General features: G+C 63.3%; 19 protein-coding genes and 1 riboswitch. Of the genes, 10 read left to right on the top strand and 9 right to left on the bottom strand.

All coding sequences use genetic code 11. The annotated features are described in order from the left end of the window. Positions 1–107 precede the first annotated feature (107 nt). On the bottom strand, positions 108–1,106 hold the full coding sequence (locus tag NKH49_RS05460; RefSeq protein ID WP_352925353.1) for a hypothetical protein: 999 nt from the start codon (positions 1,104–1,106) through the stop codon (positions 108–110). A gap of 204 nt (positions 1,107–1,310) precedes the next feature. Continuing rightward, a riboswitch (glycine riboswitch) is annotated at positions 1,311–1,397 on the top strand. Positions 1,398–1,545: 148 nt separating this feature from the next. On the opposite strand from NKH49_RS05460, the gene gcvT reads away from it, so the two are divergent. From gcvT to gcvP, 3 genes are read left to right on the top strand one after another with little or no spacing between them, the layout of a single operon-like run. Continuing rightward, positions 1,546–2,664 carry a glycine cleavage system aminomethyltransferase GcvT gene (gene gcvT / locus NKH49_RS05465; protein WP_352500837.1) on the top strand — a complete coding sequence of 373 codons (1,119 nt, stop codon included), beginning with the start codon at positions 1,546–1,548 and terminating at the stop codon, positions 2,662–2,664. A gap of 5 nt (positions 2,665–2,669) precedes the next feature. Continuing rightward, positions 2,670–3,038 (top strand): glycine cleavage system protein GcvH, encoded by a 369-nt coding sequence (gcvH, locus tag NKH49_RS05470; protein WP_352925355.1) that lies wholly within the window; start codon positions 2,670–2,672, stop codon positions 3,036–3,038. A 16-nt stretch (positions 3,039–3,054) separates the two neighbouring features. Continuing rightward, positions 3,055–5,865, top strand: a complete 2,811-nt coding sequence (gene gcvP / locus NKH49_RS05475) for an aminomethyl-transferring glycine dehydrogenase (RefSeq protein ID WP_352925357.1) — start codon at positions 3,055–3,057, stop codon at positions 5,863–5,865. Between the two features lie 72 nt (positions 5,866–5,937). On the opposite strand, the gene NKH49_RS05480 is transcribed toward gcvP, so the two are convergent. Further along, complete coding sequence (locus NKH49_RS05480; RefSeq protein WP_352925359.1) at positions 5,938–7,107, bottom strand: GGDEF domain-containing protein; 1,170 nt, start codon at positions 7,105–7,107, stop codon at positions 5,938–5,940. A 273-nt stretch (positions 7,108–7,380) separates the two neighbouring features. Here NKH49_RS05480 and parE point away from each other — a divergent pair, with 273 nt between their 5' ends. Beyond that, positions 7,381–9,432 carry a DNA topoisomerase IV subunit B gene (parE, locus tag NKH49_RS05485; RefSeq protein ID WP_352925361.1) on the top strand — a complete coding sequence of 684 codons (2,052 nt, stop codon included), beginning with the start codon at positions 7,381–7,383 and terminating at the stop codon, positions 9,430–9,432. Positions 9,433–9,474: 42 nt separating this feature from the next. Beyond that, positions 9,475–11,541 (top strand): FUSC family protein, encoded by a 2,067-nt coding sequence (locus tag NKH49_RS05490; RefSeq protein WP_352925363.1) that lies wholly within the window; start codon positions 9,475–9,477, stop codon positions 11,539–11,541. On the opposite strand, the gene NKH49_RS05495 is transcribed toward NKH49_RS05490, so the two are convergent. Beyond that, positions 11,538–12,659 carry a DUF2336 domain-containing protein gene (locus tag NKH49_RS05495; protein WP_352925365.1) on the bottom strand — a complete coding sequence of 374 codons (1,122 nt, stop codon included), beginning with the start codon at positions 12,657–12,659 and terminating at the stop codon, positions 11,538–11,540. The genes NKH49_RS05490 and NKH49_RS05495 overlap by 4 nt on opposite strands. Positions 12,660–12,769: 110 nt before the next feature. On the opposite strand from NKH49_RS05495, the gene NKH49_RS05500 reads away from it, so the two are divergent. Continuing rightward, on the top strand, positions 12,770–13,261 hold the full coding sequence (locus tag NKH49_RS05500; protein WP_502901046.1) for a MaoC family dehydratase: 492 nt from the start codon (positions 12,770–12,772) through the stop codon (positions 13,259–13,261). Between the two features lie 3 nt (positions 13,262–13,264). Next, positions 13,265–14,146, top strand: a complete 882-nt coding sequence (locus NKH49_RS05505) for an HpcH/HpaI aldolase/citrate lyase family protein (protein WP_352540658.1) — start codon at positions 13,265–13,267, stop codon at positions 14,144–14,146. 20 nt (positions 14,147–14,166) lie between these two features. On the opposite strand, the gene NKH49_RS05510 is transcribed toward NKH49_RS05505, so the two are convergent. Beyond that, positions 14,167–14,751: a nitroreductase family protein gene (locus NKH49_RS05510; RefSeq protein WP_352925367.1), complete on the bottom strand. Its 585-nt coding sequence runs from the start codon at positions 14,749–14,751 to the stop codon at positions 14,167–14,169. Positions 14,752–14,907: 156 nt separating this feature from the next. On the opposite strand from NKH49_RS05510, the gene NKH49_RS05515 reads away from it, so the two are divergent. Next, positions 14,908–15,873 (top strand): RgsD C-terminal domain-containing protein, encoded by a 966-nt coding sequence (locus tag NKH49_RS05515; RefSeq protein WP_352817173.1) that lies wholly within the window; start codon positions 14,908–14,910, stop codon positions 15,871–15,873. 159 nt (positions 15,874–16,032) lie between these two features. On the opposite strand, the gene thrS is transcribed toward NKH49_RS05515, so the two are convergent. The 4 genes from thrS to NKH49_RS05535 form a co-directional block, all read right to left on the bottom strand. After that, positions 16,033–18,006 carry a threonine--tRNA ligase gene (gene thrS, locus NKH49_RS05520; RefSeq protein ID WP_352925369.1) on the bottom strand — a complete coding sequence of 658 codons (1,974 nt, stop codon included), beginning with the start codon at positions 18,004–18,006 and terminating at the stop codon, positions 16,033–16,035. A gap of 167 nt (positions 18,007–18,173) precedes the next feature. Then, positions 18,174–19,004 (bottom strand): class D beta-lactamase, encoded by an 831-nt coding sequence (blaOXA, locus tag NKH49_RS05525; RefSeq protein ID WP_352925591.1) that lies wholly within the window; start codon positions 19,002–19,004, stop codon positions 18,174–18,176. Between the two features lie 138 nt (positions 19,005–19,142). Continuing rightward, positions 19,143–19,517, bottom strand: a complete 375-nt coding sequence (yidD, locus tag NKH49_RS05530; protein ID WP_352451412.1) for a membrane protein insertion efficiency factor YidD — start codon at positions 19,515–19,517, stop codon at positions 19,143–19,145. A 79-nt stretch (positions 19,518–19,596) separates the two neighbouring features. Continuing rightward, the gene (locus NKH49_RS05535; RefSeq protein WP_352473909.1) at positions 19,597–19,764 is read right to left on the bottom strand and encodes a hypothetical protein; all 168 of its coding nucleotides are present in this window, start codon (positions 19,762–19,764) and stop codon (positions 19,597–19,599) included. 91 nt (positions 19,765–19,855) lie between these two features. On the opposite strand from NKH49_RS05535, the gene NKH49_RS05540 reads away from it, so the two are divergent. Then, positions 19,856–20,770, top strand: a complete 915-nt coding sequence (locus NKH49_RS05540) for a LysR substrate-binding domain-containing protein (RefSeq protein WP_352925371.1) — start codon at positions 19,856–19,858, stop codon at positions 20,768–20,770. Here the strand turns inward: NKH49_RS05540 and NKH49_RS05545 are convergent. Next, positions 20,767–21,213, bottom strand: coding sequence for an iron-sulfur cluster assembly scaffold protein (locus NKH49_RS05545; protein WP_023678879.1), 447 nt, complete (start codon positions 21,211–21,213; stop codon positions 20,767–20,769). The two genes, NKH49_RS05540 and NKH49_RS05545, sit on opposite strands and share 4 nt — an antisense overlap. Positions 21,214–21,453: 240 nt before the next feature. Between NKH49_RS05545 and folE the strand changes: the two genes are divergently transcribed. Then, positions 21,454–22,089: a GTP cyclohydrolase I FolE gene (folE, locus tag NKH49_RS05550; RefSeq protein ID WP_352925373.1), complete on the top strand. Its 636-nt coding sequence runs from the start codon at positions 21,454–21,456 to the stop codon at positions 22,087–22,089. Positions 22,090–22,124: the final 35 nt, after the last annotated feature.

Raw genomic sequence — 22,124 nt, forward strand, 5'->3', positions numbered from 1 at the left:
CTGTAATCAGTCGCTAGAGATGCGCTTGAGCCTGTCCAGTTAATTGGCTGCCTGTCCGTTCGCATCGCTTCAGGGTTGGCAGTGACGCTCGGTTGCTCGTGAAAGGCTCACGCAACCTTGTCGATCAGCGGCTTCAGCGCCGGGTGGATTTCCGGCGAGGCGTGCTTGATCAGCGTCAGCAGCGCGCGCTCGTTCTCATGCAGCGGCCGGTCGCCGATGTGTTCGGCGAGCCACTTCGCTTCGCCGGCGTCGACCGTCTCGGCGCGGCGGGCCAGTGCCTCGGCTGCCTTGTTCCTCGATTCCCATTCGGCCTCGACGTCGCCCGGTGAGAGATAGGCTTCCATGATGCCGGACAGGCCGCCCGATACCATGCGGCTGAAGAACCCGCCGATCTCCGGATCGGCCTGCTCGAAGAACGAATCCCGGCGCAGCGCCACGTCGCGCACCGGCGGTTCGTAGCCGGCCGAACACATGACGAAATTGGCGATCGCCTTGACGAACAGATCGTTCCAGGACGGATCGTTGTCGCCCGCCGCTGTCCGCTCGTTGATCTCGAACAGCACCTCGGCCTCGGCGCGGCTGATGGCGATGTTGCCATCGCCGCCGTAGGCGTAAAGGATGCGGCGCAACAGCTCGACCTCAGCCTTGGCAATCGACCCAGGGATAAGCCTGCCGCCGGTCATCAGCGGCCCCTTGCCGTCCACGACCGCATGAGCGACCTGCTCCAACGCATAGCTGGAAAGCGTGCTCGGCGATGATTTGGCAACTTCCAGCACATGCACCAGCAGCTCGAGTTCGGTCTGGCTGTCGACCATGCCGTCGCGCGAAATCGTCCGGATCAGCCAGTCGGCATTGTCTTGCGAAACATAGCCCGCCGGCTTTTCCTGGTGGACGATGAAATCGGTGACGGCCTCGACGAAAAACTCAAGCCATTCTGCGCATTTGTCCCTCGCCGTTGCATCCAGCGCAAACAGCGCCTCGGCCTCGCCGCGCGTTACCACGCCGTCGCCGAACACTTCGCCGCGCAGCATGACCACGTCTTCCGCCGTGATCCGATTTTTCGAGGTCAGCCCGGCCACCGGCGCGCTCATGATCAATTCGCCCATTTTGTTCCCCGCCCGCCGCCGGTAATTGCCGGCCCTTATGCGGTATATCGGCAAGGTCTTGAGAAACCGGCAAGCGGCGTGGTTAGCGAAGGCTTGCCTGTAAAGAAGGCCCGCAGAAGACCTGGCAGTAAAAATGTCGCCGGCAGGTGACAAGGTGTCGTCCACGGGCTATGGATGACGAGTCGAGGGCTCCTGACCGAGTCCTACCTGTTTGTGGGAGAGAGCAGCGAGAGCTGCCGCCGAAGGGGAAATCGCCCGAAATCTCTCAGGCAAAAGAACCGTAGACGGGAAAGACACTCTGGAAAGTCGGGGCTTGCCCCCGCGCCGAAGGTGTAAGCGCTGCCGACAGAGTTACGGGGCGCGAGTCTCTCAGGCTTCAGACAGAGGGGCACGGACTGGTCGCCATTCGCGGCCGCTTGCGTGCGACTCTGGAGATGACATGACGGGCGACGACACCAAACACCTCCCCCTTGAAGATCTGCACATGGCAGCCGGTGCGCGCTTCGGCGCCTTCGCCGGCTGGTCGATGCCGCTGACCTACCCGGCCGGCGTGATGAAGGAGCACCTGCACAGCCGCGAGCATGCCGGCCTGTTCGACATCTCGCACATGAAGCTGTTCGAAATCAGCGGCCCGGGCGCAGCAGCGCTTCTGAACCGCGCCTGCCCGTTCGATGCCGGCGCACTTGAGGTTTCCCAGTCCAAATACACGTTCTTCCTCAATGAGGCGGCCGGCATTCTGGACGATCTGATCGTCACCAGGCTCGGCGCCGAGCGCTTCATGATGGTCGCCAATGCCGGCAACGCCGCCGCCGACGAAAAGCATCTGCGCGCACTGGCCAAAAATTTCGATGCAGAGGGCGATTTCGATGTAAAAGTGGATGCGCTCGACCGCGTCTTCCTGGCCATACAGGGCCCCGAGGCGTGGGCTGCCCTTTCCCGCGCCGGCATCGAGACCGGTTCGCTGGTGTTCATGCACGGCATCGAGCCGCGCGAAAAATGGTTCATGAGCCGGTCCGGCTATACCGGCGAAGACGGCTTCGAGATCGGCCTGCCGGAAGCGGATGCAAGAAACCTCGTCGCCAGGCTGCTCGAGGACGAGCGGGTGATGTGGGTCGGCCTTGCCGCCCGCGACAGCCTGCGGCTCGAAGCCGGACTGTGCCTGCACGGGCTGGACATCACGCCGGAGATCGATCCGGCCAGCGCCGGGCTGATGTGGGCCATCCCCAAGGAGGTTCGCGCCTCTGGCGCCTTCATCGGCGCCGATGCGCTGCGCGCCATCCTGGAGCGTGGTCCGGCGCAAAAACGCGTCGGCCTGAAGCCGGAAGGCCGCCAGCCGGTGCGCGCCGGTGCTGCCCTTTTCGATGCTGACGGCAACCCTGCCGGCCATGTCACCTCAGGCGGCTTCGGCCCCTCGGCCGGTCATCCGGTCGCCATGGGCTACGTCCAGACGCCGCTTGCCAAATCCGGCGCAAAACTGTTCGCCGATGTCCGCGGGACGAAAATCCCGGTCGACATCCACCCCTTGCCCTTCACGCCCCATCGCTACCGCAAAGGATGATTTCAATGGCAAAGACCTATTTCACCGAAGATCACGAATGGCTGCGCGTCGAGGGCGGCATCGCCACGGTCGGCATCACTGACTACGCGCAGCAGCAGCTCGGCGACCTCGTCTTCGTCGAACTGCCGGAACTGGGCAGAAAACTGGCCAAGGGCGACACCGCCGTGGTGGTCGAATCGGTCAAGGCCGCATCGGATGTCTACGCGCCGGTCGACGGCGAGATCACCGAGGCCAACACCTCGCTGTCATCGGATCCTTCGCTCGTCAATTCGGCGGCAACCGGCGACGGCTGGTTGTGGAAGATGAAGCTGGCCAATGTGCGCCAACTCGACGGACTCCTCGATGAAGCCGCTTACAAAGCCCATATTGGTTGATAGCAGGACCAGGAAGATGACCGCAGCACCCTACCCCTTCTCGGCTCGCCATATCGGCCCGGGCCTCCATGACGTCAGAGCCATGCTGGCGACGATCGGCGTTCCTTCGGTCGAGACCCTGATCAGCCAGGCAGTGCCGAAGTCGATCCGGCTCGACCGGCCGCTGGCCCTGCCCGCGCCCGCAAGCGAAGCGGAAGCGCTGGCCGAGCTCGCGGCGACGATGGCAAAGAACACGGTGCAGAAGAGCTTCATCGGTGCCGGGTATCATGGCGTCCACGTGCCGCCGGTGATCCAGCGCAACCTGTTCGAGAACCCGGCCTGGTATACGGCTTACACGCCTTACCAAGCCGAGATCAGTCAGGGCCGGCTGGAGATGCTGTTCAACTTCCAGACACTGGTGACGGAACTGACCGGCCTGCCGGTGGCATCGGCCTCGCTGCTCGACGAGGCGACGGCGGTGGCCGAAGCGGTTGGCATCGCGCTGCGCCATCATCGCGACAAGCGCACCAAGGTGGCACTGGCCGGCACGCCGCACCCGCAGACGCTGGACGTCGTGCGCACGCGCGCCGAGCCGCTTGGCATCGAGGTCGACGGCGAGGTGATCGACGACAACACCGCCGCCCTGTTGGTCTCCTGGCCCGATACGTTCGGCGTCTACGGCAATCACAAGGCAGCAATCGACAAGGCCCGCGCGGCCGGCGCGCTGGTCGTCTTCATCGCCGACCCGCTTGGCCTGACGCTGACCGATGCGCCGGCCAGGCTTGGCGCCGACATCGCCGTGGGCCCGATGCAACGTTTTGGCGTGCCGATGGGCTTTGGCGGGCCGCACGCCGCCTATTGCGCCGTCTCCGACAGGCTGACGCGGCTGATGCCCGGCCGGCTCGTTGGCCAGTCGACGGATAGCAAGGGCCGTCCTGGTTATCGCCTCGCTTTGCAGACACGCGAACAGCATATCCGCCGCGACAAGGCGACGTCCAACATCTGCACCGCGCAGGCGCTGCTCGCCAACATGGCGACGGCCTATGCGATCTGGCATGGCCCTGCCGGGCTGCAGGCGATTGCCGGCCGCGTCCACACGCTGGCCAACCGCCTGGCTGCCGGCCTCAAGGCAGCGGGCGTTTCGGTGCTCGGCGACAGCCGCTTCGACACTGTGACCGTGGAAGTGAAGGGCAGAGCCGGCGCGATTGCCGCCGCCGCAGAAAAGACCAGCCGGCTGCTGCGCGTCATCGACGCCGACCATGTCGGCATCAGCTTCGACGAGACCTCCACTGAAGCCGATCTGGAGGCAATCGCAGCACTTTTCGGCGCTAAGGCCGTCGTTGTCGCCGGCAGTTCCATGCCCGGAAAAACGCGCGGCAAGGAGTTCCTCACCCAGCCCGTCTTCCGCGAAAACCACTCGGAAACCGACATGATGCGCTTCCTGCGCCGGCTGGCCGACAAGGACCTGGCGCTTGACCGCGCTATGATCCCGCTCGGCTCCTGCACCATGAAGCTCAACGCCGCCGCCGAAATGATGCCGGTGAGCTGGCCTGATGTCGCCAACCTGCATCCCTTCGCGCCGGCAAACCATTCGACAGGCTATCGCGCCATGATCGACGAGCTGGAAGGCTGGCTGGCCGAGATCACCGGCTTCGACGCGGTGACCCTGCAGCCCAATGCCGGCAGCCAGGGCGAATATGCCGGGCTGCTCGCCATTCGCGGCTATCATCTGTCGCGCGGCGAAGGCCATCGCACCGTCTGCCTGATCCCGTCCTCGGCGCATGGCACCAATCCGGCAAGTGCTGCCATGGCCGGCATGAGCGTCGTCGTCGTGCGCTGCACCGAGGACGGCAATATCGACATGGTCGACCTGCAGGCCAAGGCGGCCGAGCATGCGCACAACCTTGCGGCGCTGATGTTCACCTATCCTTCGACGCATGGCGTATTCGAGGAGGGCGCGCGCGACCTTTGTGCCCTCGTCCACAGCCATGGCGGCCAGGTCTATTTCGACGGCGCCAATCTCAACGCGCTGGTCGGCCTCGCCCGTCCCGGCGATATCGGCGCCGATGTCTGCCACATGAACCTGCACAAGACCTTCTGCATCCCGCATGGCGGCGGCGGCCCCGGCGTCGGCCCGATCGGCGTCAAGGCGCATCTGAAGCCATATCTGCCCGGCCACGTCACCGAAGGCTCGGCCCATGCCGTGGCGGCGGCACCGTTCGGCAGTGCCTCCATCCTGCCGATCACCTGGATGTATATCCGCATGATGGGCGCTTCCGGCCTGAAGCAGGCGACCGAGACGGCGATCATCTCCGCCAACTATGTGGCGACGCGGCTTGGCGAGCATTTCCCACTGCTTTACAAAGGGCGCAACGGACGCGTCGCGCATGAATGCATCCTCGACACCCGCGTGCTCAAGGACAGCGCCGGCATCAGCGTCGACGATATCGCCAAGCGGCTGATCGACTATGGCTTCCACGCGCCGACCATGTCGTTCCCGGTGGCCGGCACGCTGATGGTCGAGCCGACCGAGTCCGAGCCCAAGCGCGAGCTGGATCGTTTCTGCGAGGCGATGATCGCCATAGCCGGCGAGGCAGCCAAGGTGGCGAAGGGCGAATGGCCGTTGGGCGACAATCCTCTGGTCAACGCGCCGCACACCGCCGCCGAGGCATTGGCCGGCCAGTGGACCCATCCCTATTCGCGTCTGGAGGCAGCCTATCCAGCCGGCGATGCCGACACCGCAGCAAAGTACTGGCCGCCGGTGTCACGCATCGACAATGTCGCCGGCGACCGCAACCTTGTCTGCTCCTGCCCGCCGCTGTCGGAATATCTGGGTGCGGCGGAATAGATCATGATCCCGAAAAGTGGAATCCGGTTTTCGGACAAGATCATGGGTCTAACAAGAAGATAGAAACCTCAATCAGGCAGAACGCAAGGCCGGCCCGTCGGCCTTGCTCGCCCGGTCCCGGACGACGACGCGATTTCGCCCGGCGCGCTTTGCCGCATAGAGTGCTGCGTCGGCTTCGGCCAGCACATCGTCGAGACCGGTGCCGTTTGTTCCGCCAAAGCCGATGCCGCCGCTGACTGTGCTTCGCAACGGACCGAGTTGGGTGGCCACGACTTCCGTGCCGAAGGCGACGCTGATCTTGCTCGCAATGTCATAGGCCTTCTCTTCCGTCATCCGCGACATGACGAGCACGAATTCCTCGCCGCCCAACCGGAAGGCGTCGACGCCGGTCCGGGCGTATTTCCTGATGACGGCGGCAAAGCGGCACAGAACCTGGTCGCCGACCGGGTGACCGAATACGTCGTTCGTCCTCTTGAAATGGTCAAGGTCGAACATGGCAACGGACATGAACGGACCGAAGACCCGCTCGCCGTAGAGTGCCGTCAACGCCCGCCGATTCATCAGCCCGGTCAATGGATCGGTCATCGTCTCGGCCTTCAGTTCGATCTGCGCCTGCAAATGGTGCAGGGAGAGCGTCAATGCGCCGAGCCCGGTCATGCAGGCGACGGCCACGACGGAATTCACCCGCTCGGCCCAATTGTCCGGTGCTACACCGAGCACCCATTGGCCCGTGACCAGCAGGACCGCGCCGCAAAGTCCGAACGACAGGGCACAGACGCCGCTCAGGAACGAGACGACCAGCAATATCCGGCGATCGTGACCACCCTCAATCCAGAACATCGCCCCGATGAGCGAGAGCAGCGCCGTTACCGTCGCGTAGGTGACAATAAAGCCGACACCATCAAACCCGAGATACGTCGCGCCCGCGCAAACGGCCATCGCAACCAAGGTCGGCAAGATGGCTCGCCTGTAGTCGCCTATGCCGAGGTATTGCATGGCCGACAGGCAGATGATCAGGAAGCCGAGGCTGAGAAGCACAAGCACGATCTGGCAAAGCCAGGCGCTTGGATCCCTGGTGTAATGCCAGAACAACACGACATGTGCGACCAGCACGAGAATGCCGCAGGCCACCGTCAGCACAAAGCGTGCCTTTGGCGCGCTGAACCAGATCGCAAACATGGTGATGCTAAGGCACGTGCCCGACAGCGCCGCCGCGAGCAGGAGCGAACTGTAATCCAACATGCTTAAGCGACAGCCTCTTGAGGGTTTCGCTGCATTATAGGTCAGCGACAGTCCGCAAATACCGTTTTTTCAGCCAATCTTGCGGCGTAACCTTCGGACAGGGTTTACAAAGCGTCGATGCTCCACCCTCGACCCCATTTCCGCCGCTTGGTTGTCGAATGGTTTTGCAGTAAGAAGCCCTATCCTCGAACGTAACAGGAACCTCCGTCGCCTGCCCGCCAAAAGCGTGGCAGTATCGGGTGGTGATTCGCAGCATCGGAATCCAGGACCGGCATGGACGACAATAACGATCTTTTCGCCAAATTCGACAAGCAGCCGCAACCGGCTCGCGCCGCCGCGCGCCCGGCCGACCCGCTCGTGCAGGCGGCGAAGCGGCCGGCGGCCCGCGACGCCAGCGAGAGCTATAGTGCCGCCGACATCGAAGTGCTGGAGGGCCTGGAGCCGGTGCGCCGCCGCCCGGGCATGTACATTGGCGGCACCGACGACAAGGCGATGCACCATCTGTTCGCCGAGGTCATCGACAATTCGATGGACGAGGCGGTCGCCGGCCATGCGACCTTCATCGATGTCGAGCTTTCCGCCGACGGATACCTGTCCGTCACCGACAACGGCCGCGGCATTCCGGTCGATCCGCACCCGAAATTCAAGAAGCCGGCGCTCGAACTCATCATGACGACGCTACATTCAGGCGGCAAGTTCGACAGCAAGGTTTACGAGACGTCCGGCGGCCTGCACGGTGTCGGCGTTTCCGTGGTCAACGCGCTGTCCGACCATCTCGAGGTCGAGGTGGCGCTGGGAAGGAAACTTTATCGGCAAAAGTTCTCGCGCGGCATTCCTGTGACCGGCCTGGAGCAGCTCGGCGAGGTGCACAACCGCCGCGGCACGAAGATCCGCTTCCATCCAGACGAGCAGATTTTCGGCAAGGGCGCTGCTTTCGAGCCGACGCGGCTCTACCGCATGGCGCGGTCAAAGGCTTATCTGTTCGGCGGTGTCGAAATCCGCTGGACCTGCGACCCGTCGCTGATCAGGGAAAAGGATACGACGCCGGCCAAGGCAGAATTCCATTTTCCGGGCGGCCTCAAGGATTATCTGAAAGCCTCGCTCGGCGATGAATTCCAGGTGACCCGTGAAATGTTTGCCGGTAAGAGCGAGAAGCAGGGTGGCCACGGTTCGCTCGAATGGGCGGTAACCTGGTTCGGCGGCGACGGTTTTATCAATTCCTATTGCAACACCATTCCGACCGCCGAAGGCGGCACGCATGAGGCCGGCTTCCGCAACGTCCTGACGCGCGGCTTGCGCGCTTATGCCGACCTGGTCGGCAACAAGCGCGCCTCGATCGTCACTTCCGAGGATGTGATGATCTCGGCGGCGGGCATGCTGTCGGTGTTCATCCGCGAACCGGAATTCGTCGGCCAGACCAAGGACAGGCTGGCGACGATCGAGGCGATCCGCATCGTCGAAAGCGCCATCCGCGACCCGTTCGACCACTGGCTGGCCGACAATCCGCAGGAGGCTTCGAAACTGCTCGAATGGGTGATCGCGCGCGCCGACGAGCGGGTGCGCCGCCGCCAGGAAAAGGAAGTGTCGCGCAAGAGTGCGGTGCGCAAGCTGCGCCTGCCCGGCAAGCTCGCCGACTGCACGCAGAATGCCGCCGCCGGTGCCGAGTTGTTCATCGTCGAGGGCGATTCGGCCGGCGGTTCGGCAAAGCAGGCGCGCGACCGCGCCAGCCAGGCGGTGCTGCCCCTGCGCGGCAAGATCCTCAACGTCGCCAGCGCCGGCAACGACAAGCTTGCCGCCAACCAGCAGATATCCGACCTCATCCAGGCGCTTGGTTGCGGCACGCGCTCGAGATATCGCGACGAGGACCTGCGTTACGACCGGGTCATCATCATGACCGATGCCGACGTCGACGGCGCCCATATCGCCTCGTTGCTGATCACCTTTTTCTACCAGGAGATGCCGAGCCTGGTCCGCGGCGGCCATCTCTATCTGGCGGTGCCGCCGCTTTATTCGATCCGGCAAGGCGGCAAGGTCGCCTATGCCCGCAACGATGCGCACAAGGACGAACTCCTGCGCACCGAATTCACCGGGCGCGGCAAGGTCGAAATCGGCCGCTTCAAGGGGCTGGGCGAAATGATGGCTGCCCAGCTCAAGGAAACCACCATGGACCCGAAAAAGCGCACGCTGCTCAGGGTCGACGTTATCGATGCCGAGGCGGCGACCAAGGATGCGGTCGACGCATTGATGGGGACCAAGCCCGAGGCCCGTTTCCGCTTCATCCAGGAACGCGCGGAATTCGCCGAGACGGAAGTGCTGGATATCTGAGCTCCCGCCGCTAGCTTGGCCTTCTGAGCTGGAGACGAGCACTTGACCTGGGCGCGGCTGAAGGACGATATCGGCACGCGGATCGCTGGCCTGACGCGGCCGACGCGTTCGGACTGGATCTTTGCCCTGCGCACCGTTTCGGCCGGCCTCATCGCGATATTGGCCGCCTATGCGCTGAAGCTCGACCACCCGCAATGGGCGATGATGACGGTGTTCATCGTCGCACAGCCGGTCGCCGGCATGGTGCTGGCGAAGGGGTTTTATCGTCTCCTCGGCACGTTTGCCGGCGCGCTGGCGGCGATCGGCATTACCACTGTTTTCGATGCTAACCCCTGGTTGCTGGTTGCAGTTCTTGCCGTCTGGATCGGCATCTGCTCGCTGGTCTCGTCGCTGCTACGCAATCCGGAAGCCTATGGCGCGGCGCTTGCCGGCTACACCGCGATGATCATCGGCCTGCCGGCTTTCGGCCAGCCGCACCTCGTCATCGATCTCGCCGTGGCGCGCTGCGCGGAAATCGTGCTTGGTATCGTCTGCGCTGCGCTGACCAGCCGGCTGATCCTGCCGAAACTGGCCGCCGACGCCATCATCTCAAGACTGAAACGCAGCATTCTCGACCTGGCGGCCTATGCGGACGGCGCTTTTTCCGGCGGCGATGCGGAAAAGCTTGCCGGGCTGCACCGCAAGCTGATCGGCGACGTCCAGACGCTCGGCGAGATGCGCACCTACGCAAGGCTGGAGGGGCCGAGCCTCGCCACCCGCGCCTATCCGGTCCGGCGTACCATCGGCCAGCTTCTGTCGGCCCTGTCGGCGGCGCGTGCGCTGCATGCCCATGCCGCTCCGAAGAATGCAGCCCTCATCCCCGTTCGCGCCGAGTTGCAGGCCGTTGTCGGCGAACTGGTAGCCAAGCCGGGCGCGCTGGACGATACGGCGCCCTGGGTGGCGCGGCTCGACGCAATCGCCGGCAAGGCACGGCAGATGCCTGGCATCGCGGCCGGGCAAGACATTGACTGGGCTGGCACTGTCACCCGCCTAACTATTGCCGCCGACTTCGCCGAGGCCATGCAGCAAGTGCTGCGCGGCCTGGATGCACTCCGCTCTCCCTCGTCTCGTGCCAGTCGCGAACGGCGGCAGCCAGCGCTGGTGGTGCACCGCGATTATCGTGCGGCATCGCGCAATGCCGTGCGCGCAGCAATCGCCACGCTTCTGGTCGCCGGCTTCTGGCTGGCGACGAAATGGTCGGACGCGACGGGCACGGTCATTCTGGTCGCCGTCGTCTCCAGCCTGTTCGCGGCTCGCCCCGATCCGATCCGGTCGGCATGGAACTTCTTCGAGGGCACGTTGCTCGCCCTGCCGTTCGCGTTTGTGGTCGGGCAGATAGCACTTCCAGCGCTGCCGGGCTTTGGCTGGTTCGCGGTTTTCGTCGTCCCGATCCTGATGCCAGCGGCACTGGGCATGGCCAATCCGCGTTACGTCGGCGTGGCAACGGCCTTTGCGATCAATTTCCTCGCCTTCCTCAGCCCACATCAGGTCATGACCTACGATCCGGAGCCGTTCCTCGCCAATTCGGCAGCGGTCCTTGTCGGCATTCTTCTGGCGATCGGCGTCTTCGCCGTCGTGCTGCCCGCCGACCCTTGGGTTACAGTCAACCGCATCCTGCAAACCATGCGCGAAGATCTTGCCCGCCTTTGCCTGCACGACCGCCTGCCGCGGCGATCGGCCTTCGAAAGCCTTGCCTACGACCGGATCAACCAGTTGATGCCACTGCTGCAGAACGCCGGCAAGAAAGGCGACGCGGTTCTCGGCGGCGGCATAGCTGCGGTTACCGTCGGCCTCGAAATCCTACGGCTGCGCAACGCGCAACAGAGTTCCGCGATCCCACCTGAAACAGCACTTTCCATCGCCAATTTCCTGCGCGGTCTGGCACGCGAGCTGCTGTTCAGGCGGCCCGGCGAGCCGCAGACGGCGACCGTCGCCGTCGCCAGGCAATATGCAGCTGGCATCGCGGAGCGAAGCGAAGCAGCCGAAATGCTGCAGATCGCCGCCTCGCTGCGCATCATTGCCGCCGCGATCGAGGATTTTCCGGATTTTTTCGCGAAGGACCGGGTTTAAGCAGCGGCGATCGCCAGCGCGTGCCCGCGTGCGTTCTCGCGCAGCGCGTCGAGATGGATCGATTTGACCAGCCCGGCGAGATCGCCTTCTGCGGACTGTCCGCCCAATTCCTTCAGCATCAGCCAACTGACTTCCTGGACGCCGGCGAGGCGTTTGCCGTTGGCGACCTCGCGCCAGACCTTCAGCGCGCGCAGAATGATGGCGTGGGTGGCGGCGGCAAGCCCGGCGCTGCGGAACAGTGCCTGCAGAGCCACGTCATGGCCGCCGGCCAGCAGTGCTCTCACCCGTTGTTCGGACTGTTGGCTGAGCGCGACCAGCGCCGAACCAAAGAAGTCGACCTTGCCGTGCGCAATGGTGCGGACGACGAAGCTTGCGGTCAGGTCGCCGCGCAGGCGCAGATGTTCGACAAGTGCGGTATGTTCCTCTGTCCGCGTGCCTTCGATCAGCGTCAGCGAAGCCTTGATGCAAGCATCGCGCGTGACGCGCTCGGCCCTGGCGGCGCCCATCAGCGCCAGCACCAGCGGCGACCCCTTGAGCATCTCCCCGAGCTTGACCAGCAGCATATGCCGGCAATCGGCGGGCAGCCGGGTGTCGGCGATCAGCGCCTCGCGCACCAGAGGCAGATGGCCGTGCCGCTCGGCCATGCGGCGAAAGCTGACGGATGCGATATCGGCGCCGCTGTTGGCGAGCAGCGTGGTGCAAGCCTCCGGCTCACCGATCTCGGCGATCGCCGCCGCAACCGACATCGAGACACGCGGCCGGTCGGCGATCACCTTCTGCGTCGCTTTCTGGCCGCCGGCAACCCGATCAATCAGGTCGGCATCGGTAAGCAGCGGCGAGCGCGCCAGTACCAAAGCGGCCACCTCGGGCTGGTCCGACGCCAGCGCGCTGACAATCTGCGGCGGCGCGTGGTGGCTCATGGAAAGCGCGTCGGCGATTGCCAGTCGCACCTTCGACGATGCGTCGTCGAGCAGCAGCGTCAGCGCCGCCTCCGCAGCGCAGCGGTCCTCGAAAGGCAGGTCCGAGTCGACATAGGCGCGAGCCAGCGCGGTTGCCGCCGCAGCACGCTCCGACACCTTCGCCGTATGGATCCATTTCAGGAAATGCGAAACGACCATGTCGCCTGCTTACGCCCCTTGCCAGAACGCTTCTGACCCTGGTGGAGACCGTAGGCACAAATGGTTTACGAACGGTTCACCATGTTCGTTAACTGGCTTGCGAGCGCTATATGCAACGCCTATCAACCCTGAAGCAGCGGAGGAGATCGACCATGGCCGGGCTTTATCTTGAGGAGTTCGCTGTCGGCCAAGTGTTCACGCACACGCTGCGCAAAACCGTGACCGAAAGCGACAACATGTTGTTTTCGGTGATGACGTTGAACCCGCAGCCGCTGCACATCGACTTCGACTTCGCGGCGAAGAGCGAATGGGGCAAGCCGCTGGTCAATTCGCTGTTCACACTGGGCCTGATGATTGGCATTTCAGTCAACGACATCACCGTCGGCACCACCATCGCCAATCTCGGCATGAAGGAGACGGTGTTTCCACATCCCGTCTTCCATGGCGACACCATTCGCGTCGAGACCACGGTGGTTTCGGTGCGTGAATCCAGGTCGAAGCCGGACCGCGGCATCGTCGAGTTCGAGCACCGCGCCTATAACCAGAACGATGTGCTGGTTGCCAAATGCACGAGGCAAGCCATGATGATGAAAAAGGCATAGCCGATGCGTTCTCTGCTCTTCGTTCCCGGCGATTCGGAAAAGAAGCTGGAGAAGGGCTTTGGCGTAGGCGCCGACGTGGTCATCGTCGACCTCGAGGATTCGATTGCCGAGCAGAACAAAGGTCTGGCACGCGACACAGCGGCGCGTTTCATCGCCGCGCACAGGCACCGGACCAGCTCCGCGATCTATGTTCGCGTCAACGATCTTTCGACCGGACTGACCGACGACGATCTGGCGGCGCTCGTGCCGGTGAAACCAGACGGCATCATGCTGCCTAAGTCGAACAGCGGACTGGATGTCCAGCATCTCTCGGCCAAGCTCAGGGTGCACGAAGCCGAAAGCGGCCTGCCGGATGGCGCGATAAGGATCCTGCCGATCATCACCGAAACCGCAGCCGGCGTAATGGCCGCTGCAACCTACGCCAAGGCAAGCGCGCGGCTTGTCGGCGTCACTTGGGGGGCGGAAGATCTGTCGGCGGCAATCGGCGCACGCGCGACGCGCGACGGGAACGGCCGCTACACGGATGTGTTCCGCCTCGCCCGCACCATGACCATGCTTGCCGCAAGTGCCGCGGAAGTCGCGGCAATCGACACCGTCTTTCCGGATTTTCGCGACATGGCCGGCTTCGAGGCCGAATGCGCCGAGGCCGAGCGCGACGGTTTCACCGGCAAGATGGCGATCCATCCGGCGCAGGTGCCGGTCATCAACGCCGCCTTCACGCCTTCGGCGCAAGCGGTGAAAAGCGCCCTGGCGATCGTCGAGGCGTTCGAGGCGGCAGGAAATCCAGGCGTCGTCGGCATCGACGGCAAGATGTACGATCGGCCGCATCTCAAGCTCGCAGAGCGGCTCCTGGCGCGAGCCAAGGCATCGGAGCTTGATCCTTAGGGGTCTGTTCCGCGCCGGAATTATCCCACCCACGGCCCTGAATAGTCGGCATAGAGCTTTGCCGGATCGGGCCGCGGTCGTTCCGGCGCTGGCCCCCGGTAGGAGCCGATATGGACGAAGCCGACGACCCGCTCATGCGGCGCCAGGCCGAGGATCGCCCTGCCCTCCGGCACGTCGGAATACCAGTTGCTGATCATGTTGGTGCCGTAGCCCAGCGCATTGGCGGCAAGCATCAGGTTCATCGCCGCCATGCCGCCGGACAGGAACATCTCCCATTGCGGGATCTTTGGGTTTTCCCTGGGGATAGAAATCACGCCGATGACCAGCGGCGCGCGCGAAAAGCGCGCCAGTTCCTGGTTGCGCCGGCCTTCCGGCAGCGGCCCTTCGCGCTGTTCGGCAAGTTCTGCCAGCTTCTTGCCGATCTCGATGCGGGCCTCGCCGCGATAAAGGATGAAACGCCAAGGCTCCAGCCGGCCATGGTCCGGCACCCGTGAGGCGGCGGCGATCATCGTCGCGATCTCCGCATCGCCCGGTGCCGGTTCTTTCAAATCCGGGATCGGCGCGGAATTTCGGGTCAGCAGAAGATCGATGATCGGCGACGCCATGGGCGCAAGTCTCCTGGAATTTGAGCTGAAGCGCACCATCGGGACATCGGGCGGCTTGGCCATTGGCGCGGCGCGCCGGACAAAGAGCCCTGTAGCAGAAGCCGACCGGACTCTTAAGCCTTGAAATTGCCACCGCCTTGGGCTTCAACGCAAGGCATGTTTGAGGGGACATTGCGTCTTTTCCTGATATGGCTCGCTGCCGCACTGTTGATAGTGCCGGTTTCGCTTGCCGTCGCCCAGGATGTAGACGGCCTCGGCGAGCTGAAGCTTCCCGGAATTTCGGGCTATGCGCCTCCGAAAAGCGAGACATCGCTGGCATTGGGCAGCAGCGGGGCGATCACGCTGTCGGCGCAATTGACCGACAAGGGCGCCGACATCACGCGCGGCATAGTCTGGCGCGTCTTCAAACCCGAATCGGCCAGCGACGGCAAGCTGACGATGGTCGCCTCCTCTCATGGCGGCACCGCCATATTCCAGCTCGAGCCGGGTTCGTATCTGGTCCACGCCTCCTACGGGCGGGCCGGCGCCACCAAGCGCATCACCGTCGGCAAGGAAGCCAAGCGCGAGAGTCTCGTGCTCGATGCCGGTGGCCTCAAGCTCGATGCAGTGCTGTCCGGCGGGGTACGCATACCGCCGAAGAAGCTGCGCTTCTCGATCTATGAGAGCCACGCCGCGGCCGATGGCGATCGCGCCCTGATCATACCCGATGTCGAGCCGAACAGCGTCGTGCGGCTCAATGCCGGCACTTACCACGTCGTGTCGACCTATGGCGCGGTGAACGCGGTCATCCGCTCCGACATCCGCGTCGAGGCCGGCAAGCTGACCGAAGCGACCGTCGAGCACCGTGCCGCCGAGATGACCATGAAGCTGGTGCGCGAACCAGGCGGCGAGGCGATCGCCGACACCTCCTGGTCCCTGCTCAACGAATCCGGCGATCCGATCAAGGAAACCGTCGGCGCCTTTGCCTCGATGGTGCTGGCCGAGGGCGACTACACCATCATCGCCAAGAACCGCGATCGCATCTACCAGAAGGATTTTACGGTGGTGGCTGGGCACAACCAGGATATCGAGGTTCTGGCCACCGAGGCTTCGGCCATCGATTCCGAGGAAGGCGCCGACTGAGACGCGCCCCTCTAAGCTGCTTTGTGCATGGGTCGCGCCAGCGCGTCGCCGACGCGCACGTCGATCGATCTGCCAGATAGGCGCGCGGCGTGACAGGCATATAAAATATAAAAAATGGCGGTGGATCGCTCCACCGCCATTCGTTGCTGGTCGACTGGTTCAGGCCGCGCGGCGCTTGCGGTCGGGTGTCACCGCCTCGTCGGCAAGCAGCTTCACGGCGGCTGCGAGGCCGAGTGATTCCTGGTCACGCGACCCGAGACGACGGATATTGACCGTTTCTTCCTCGGCCTCGCGCTTGCCGCAGACGAGGATGACCGGCACCTTGGCCAGCGAATGCTCGCGGACCTTGTAGTTGATCTTCTCGTTGCGCAGATCGGCTTCGGCGATCAGCCCCGCCGCCTTCAGCTGCGCAACGACCTTCTGGGCGTAATCGTCGGCATCGGAAGTGATCGTCGCCACCATCACCTGCAGCGGCGCGAACCAGAGCGGGAAATGGCCGGAATAATTCTCGATCAGGATGCCGAGAAACCGCTCCATCGAGCCGCAGATGGCGCGATGCACCATCACCGGCTGCTTCTTTTCCGAATCCGAGCCGATGTAGAAGGCGCCGAACCGTTCAGGCAGGTTGAAATCAACCTGCGTGGTGCCGCATTGCCAGTCTCGGCCGATGGCGTCCTTCAGCACATATTCGAACTTCGGCCCGTAGAACGTGCCCTCGCCCGGATTGACGCCCGTCTTGATCCGGTTGCCCGACCGCGCCGCGATCTTGTCGAGCACGTCCTGCAGCACGCCCTCGGCATGATCCCACATCGCGTCGGTGCCGACCCGTTTTTCGGGGCGGGTCGCCAGCTTGACGGTGATTTCGTCGAAGCCGAAATCGGCATAGGTCGAGAGGATCAGATCGTTGATCTTGATGCACTCGTCGGCGAGCTGTTCCTCGGTGCAGAAGATGTGCGCATCATCCTGGGTAAAGCCGCGCACGCGCATCAGCCCGTGCAGCGCGCCGGACGGCTCATAGCGATGCACATTGCCGAATTCCGCAAGTTTTACCGGCAGATCGCGGTAGGATTTCAGCCCATGCTTGAAGATTTGGACGTGACCGGGGCAGTTCATCGGCTTCAGCGCAAACACCCGGTCGTCGTCGGTGTCGTCGCCAGCAACGGTCACCTTGAACATGTTGTCCCGGTACCAGCCCCAGTGGCCTGACGTCTCCCACAGGCTCTTGTCGAGCACCTGCGGCGCGTTGACTTCCTGATAGCCCTGCTCGTCGAGGCGGCGACGCATGTAATTGACCAGGTTCTGGAACATCCTCCAGCCCTTGGCGTGCCAGAAGACGACCCCGGGGCCCTCCTCCTGGAAGTGGAACAGGTCCATCTCACGGCCGAGCTTCCTGTGGTCGCGCTTCTCGGCCTCCTCCAGCATCGTCTGATAGGCTTCGAGCTGCGCCTGATCGGCCCAGGCCGTGCCGTAAATGCGGGTCAGCATCGGATTGTTGCTGTCGCCGCGCCAATAGGCGCCGGCGACCTTCATCAGCTTGAAGGCGCTGCCGATCTGGCCGGTCGCGGCCATATGCGGGCCGCGGCAGAGGTCGAACCAGTCGCCCTGTGCATAGATCTTGAGATCCTGGTCCTCGGCAATGGCGTCGATCAACTCGAGCTTGTAGCGCTCGCCCTTGTCGGCAAAGATCCTTTTCGCCTTTTCGCGCGACCAGACCTCCTTGGTGAACGGCTTGTTGCGTGCAATGATCTCGCGCATCTTCTTCTCGATCACCGGGAAATCGTCGGGCGTGAACGGCTCGTTGCGGGCAAAATCGTAGTAGAACCCGTTTTCGATCACCGGCCCGATGGTCACCTGCGTTCCCGGCCAAAGTTCCTGCACGGCTTCGGCCAGCACATGGGCTGCATCGTGGCGGATGAGCTCCAGCGCACGCGGGTCCTCGCGGGTGATGATCTCGACTTTGCCCGATCTGCCGATCGGGTCGGAAAGATCGCGCAGCGTGCCGTCGATCGAATAGGCAACGGCCTTCTTGGCCAGCGACTTCGAGATCGATTCCGCCAGGCCGGCGCCGGTCATCGCCGCGTCGTAATCGCGAACGGAACCATCGGGAAATGTCAGGGAAACGGAATTCAGCATAAGATTCTCCTATCCAGTCCCGCAAACGAGCGCGGGTGGTAAAATGCATGTCGCCCAAGACTGCTTAGCGGTTTTGGCGCTACGACATGCATCAGTAAGAGCCGGATGCGTCCGGCGGCGAGCGGTCTTTTATGGGCAGTTTTCGGCGCCGTAAAGCCGGATGTAGGTCACCTGAGGAGATTCGGCAGATCTTTCAGGAACATCGCCCGCGTCTTGAGTCCCTTTGGCGTGTCGGAACGTTTCGTATCGACTACCAGGCGGGCAAAGACGATCTTGCGAGCATCGGTCTGCGCCCAGCCGACAAACCAGCCAAGCGAGCGCTTGTCGGCGCTGTCGCCGAGCCTGGTCGTTCCGGTCTTGCCCTGCACCGTCCAGCCGCCTGCCCGGAAGGTCGGGACAATCGCGCTGGTCATCGCATGGGCCTTGTCCGAAACCGGCAGTTTTCGCGCCAGCAGCTTGCGCAGGAAATCGACCTGCTCGACCGGCGATATCTTGAGCGAAGAATTCACCCAGGAATGGGTGAGGCCGTCATTCTTGCCGGCAGTGCCGGAGACTTCGGTGTTGCCATAGTCCAATCTGGACACATAGCCGGCAAACTGTTTGCTGCCGAGCCGGCGCGTAATCTCGCGTGAGAACCAAAGGACCGAATCCCTTTCCCAGATCGTCGGGTCGACGGTCTTGCGGTCCCGTTTCGGGGCATTGAACTCTGCCTTGTACTCCCAGCTTGGCGTATGCTCGTCGCTCAGGATTCCAGCATCATAGCCGATCAGCGCCAGCGGAACCTTGAATGTCGAGGCGGGGCTGAAGCGCTGATCACAGGTCCCTTGGCGATACAGCGTCTCGCCGCTTGCGGCGTCGACGATCAGCGTGCATTCGACGTCCCCGAGCGGCGCCGATTGCGCACGGATCGGAAAACCCATCAGCCACGCCAGGACGTAGAGAACCACGGCGAAAATGAAGGGACGACGATCTATCCGGCATCCGGCGCATTTGGTAATCTCTCCTGAAGGGTGTCAGGAGCGGCTTAGCGAGGTGTCTTGTCTCGATTTTGTCTCAAATGCGCTATGTCAGCGCAAGCTGCGGTTAACCCTACCAGATCGTAAAAAGCGACCCCTCTGTGCACCGCACAGTTGCGGTCAACTGTCCAGGTCGCCACGTTTTTTCCCGATCCGCCAGTACCGCCATGGCGTGAACCAGAGGTAGCGATCAGCCAGTGCCTCAGGCACCCGGTCGATGCCGTGCGTGCCGAACGGTCCGCAGCGCAGCACCCGGAAAAACCCCATCCAGCCGCCGGCCCACAGCCCGTGGCGGGCGATCGCTTCGTACGCGTATTCGGAACAGGTCGGCAGATGCCGGCAGGAATTGCCGACGAAGCCGGACAGCGTCAGCTGGTAAAGTCGGACAAGCGACGTGCCGAAGACGCGGCCCGGCGTCTTGCGCCACGGGCCGGACCAGTTGCGTCCTTGTCGAATCGGCCTGGCGCCGTGCGCATGCCGATGTTGGCCGACCACCGCAGTCTCCACATCGCGTTTCCCTACGCGATAGATGTGCGCATCGGGCCAGGAACGCAATGCCGTTCCGGCAATCCCGTCATGGCCTGGTAGGGCGAACCGGATAGCGGTCGGGCGTCGGCCTTCGGCATACGGCGACGCTGGTCGGCGGCCTCTCCTCGCACCAATCCCTATGCGGTTTCTCGTCGTACCATTGAAACGTCGCGATCCGCATCACATCGCCCAGAATGTTGAGAAACTGGATCATGGCGGCACTCCTTGAGCACCGATTAGAGCGCCGCTGGCCTTGCTCTTCAAACGAGTATAACGTCCACGTCAGATAACTCTGAGTTATGCGAATGAAGCGCGGACACCTCCCCCTGACGGCTCTGAGAAGCTTCGAAGCAGCCGGTCGTCACCTGAGCTTCAGCCGTGCGGCCGAGGAGCTTTATGTTTCGCAGGCGGCGATCAGCCGACAGATCCGCGAGCTCGAAACCTTCCTGCGCCAACCTTTGTTCTTCCGCCATCATCGCCGCGTCGAGTTGACCGACACCGGCCAGCGGCTGCTCGACCAGTTGGTCAGAAGTTTCGAGGGCATCGACAGGCTGCTTTCGGAATTGACGGCGGCCCCGACGCAGTCCGTGGTGCGTGTCAGCGTCGAGCCATCGCTTGCATCCGTATGGCTGGTGCCGCGGCTCAACCGCTTTCGCGAGTTGCGACCCGACATCGACGTTTCCCTTGAGGTCGACCCGAGATTGATAGAGTTTCGCGGCGATCAGCCCGAACTTGCCCTGCGTTTCAGTGCGCACGCCACCTCATGGCCACGCAGCGAAGCCGAACAGCTTGCCGCGGTCGTCGATTCCCCAGTTCTGTCGCCGGCACTTCTTGCATCCGGCCCAGCTCTGGAAAAGCCGATCGACCTTGGTCGCTATACATTGCTGCACGAAGAAAACCGTCAGGCTTGGGCGCGCTGGTTCGAAGCGGCGGGCGTGACGGCTGATGCCGTGCCTGCGCGCGGCCCGATGCTGGCCGATGCTTCGCTTTCGAAGCAGGCAGCCTTGCTTGGACATGGTGTCGCGCTGGGCGATCTATTGCAGATCGGCGAAGAACTTGCGTCCCGCGCGCTGATCAAGCCTTTCGACATCGACGTCGCGTCGGGCGCCTATTGGCTAGTGGCCAGAAGGCTGAATGACCTTTCCGAGCCAGCCAAGGCTTTTGCCGACTGGGTCCGGGCGGAATTCGCCGAAAGCCGGCGTTCTCTTGCCAAGGTTTAAGCCGCCTCTTCCGCCCGCTTCTTTTCGATCTGGCCGATCGCATCGACCACTGCGTCGAAGGTCAGCATGGTCGAGGCGTGGCGCGCCTTGTAGTCGCGCACCGGTTCCAGGTATTTCAGATCGGCGAAGCGGCCTTCGGGCGGCGGGCCGTTTTCCTTCAGCATCTTCAGCATCGTCTCGCGCACGCTGCGCAATTCTTCGGCGCTGGCGCCGACGACATGCTGCGCCATGATCGACGACGACGCCTGGCCAAGCGCACAGGCCTTCACGTCATGCGCGAAATCGCTGACGACGCCATCATCCATCTTCAGATCGACGGTCACCGTCGAGCCGCACAGCTTGGAATGTGCTCGTGCGGTTGCGTCGGGCCGGTCGAGCCGGCCGATCCGTGCGATGTTTCCGGCAAAACCCAGAATTTTCGCATTGTAGACATCGTCGATCATATTTTTCCAATCCGTCGCCGCCCAGCGAACAGTCATTGCCGCTCTGGCGTCTTCCTTTCGCTCGGCACGAACATATATAATGGCGGTAGTCGGGTATCGACAAGGCGACCACAAACCTCGTCATACCCAATTCTGTTCACGCCACTTACGGGCTGGAAACCGGGCGAGTTTCTGACACCCGAAAGGTCGTGGTCCGTTCAACTCGTTCCTCCTGAGAGAGGAACTACGGGAGACGCCTTTATGGACGCCGTTATCAAGAAGCTCATGCCGCGGTCTGCCTATATGGAAAAGCCGGTCACCGACCGGCCGAGCGAGGCCGAAGTCGAAGCCGCTGTGCGCACCTTGTTGCGCTGGACCGGCGACAACCCTGACCGCGAGGGTCTGATCGACACCCCGAAGCGCGTTACTAAGGCGTTCCGCGAAATGTTCAACGGCTACGACATGTGTCCGGCCGAGGAACTCGGCCGCACCTTCGAGGAAGTCGCCGGCTACGATGACCTCGTGATCGTCAAGGACATCACGTTCCACTCGCATTGCGAGCACCACATGGTGCCGATCATCGGCAAGGCGCATGTCGGCTATCTGCCGGACGGCAAGGTCGTCGGCCTGTCCAAGATCGCCCGCGTCGTCGACATCTTCGCCCATCGTCTGCAGACCCAGGAAGCGATGACGGCGCAGATTGCCGGGGTCATCCAGGACGTGCTCAATCCGCGCGGTGTGGCCGTTATGCTTGAGGCCGAGCATATGTGCATGGCCATGCGCGGCATCCGCAAGCAGGGCTCCACCACGCTGACCTCAACCTTCACCGGCGTCTTCAAGGACACACCCGAAGAGCAGGTCCGCTTCGTCACCATGGTGCGCGGCGGCAGGATCTGATCGGCCTGCCGGCTTCGCTAGATAAGGACCGGCGA

It is taken from the genome of Mesorhizobium sp. M1088, assembly GCF_040318575.1.
Classification (GTDB): domain Bacteria; phylum Pseudomonadota; class Alphaproteobacteria; order Rhizobiales; family Rhizobiaceae; genus Mesorhizobium.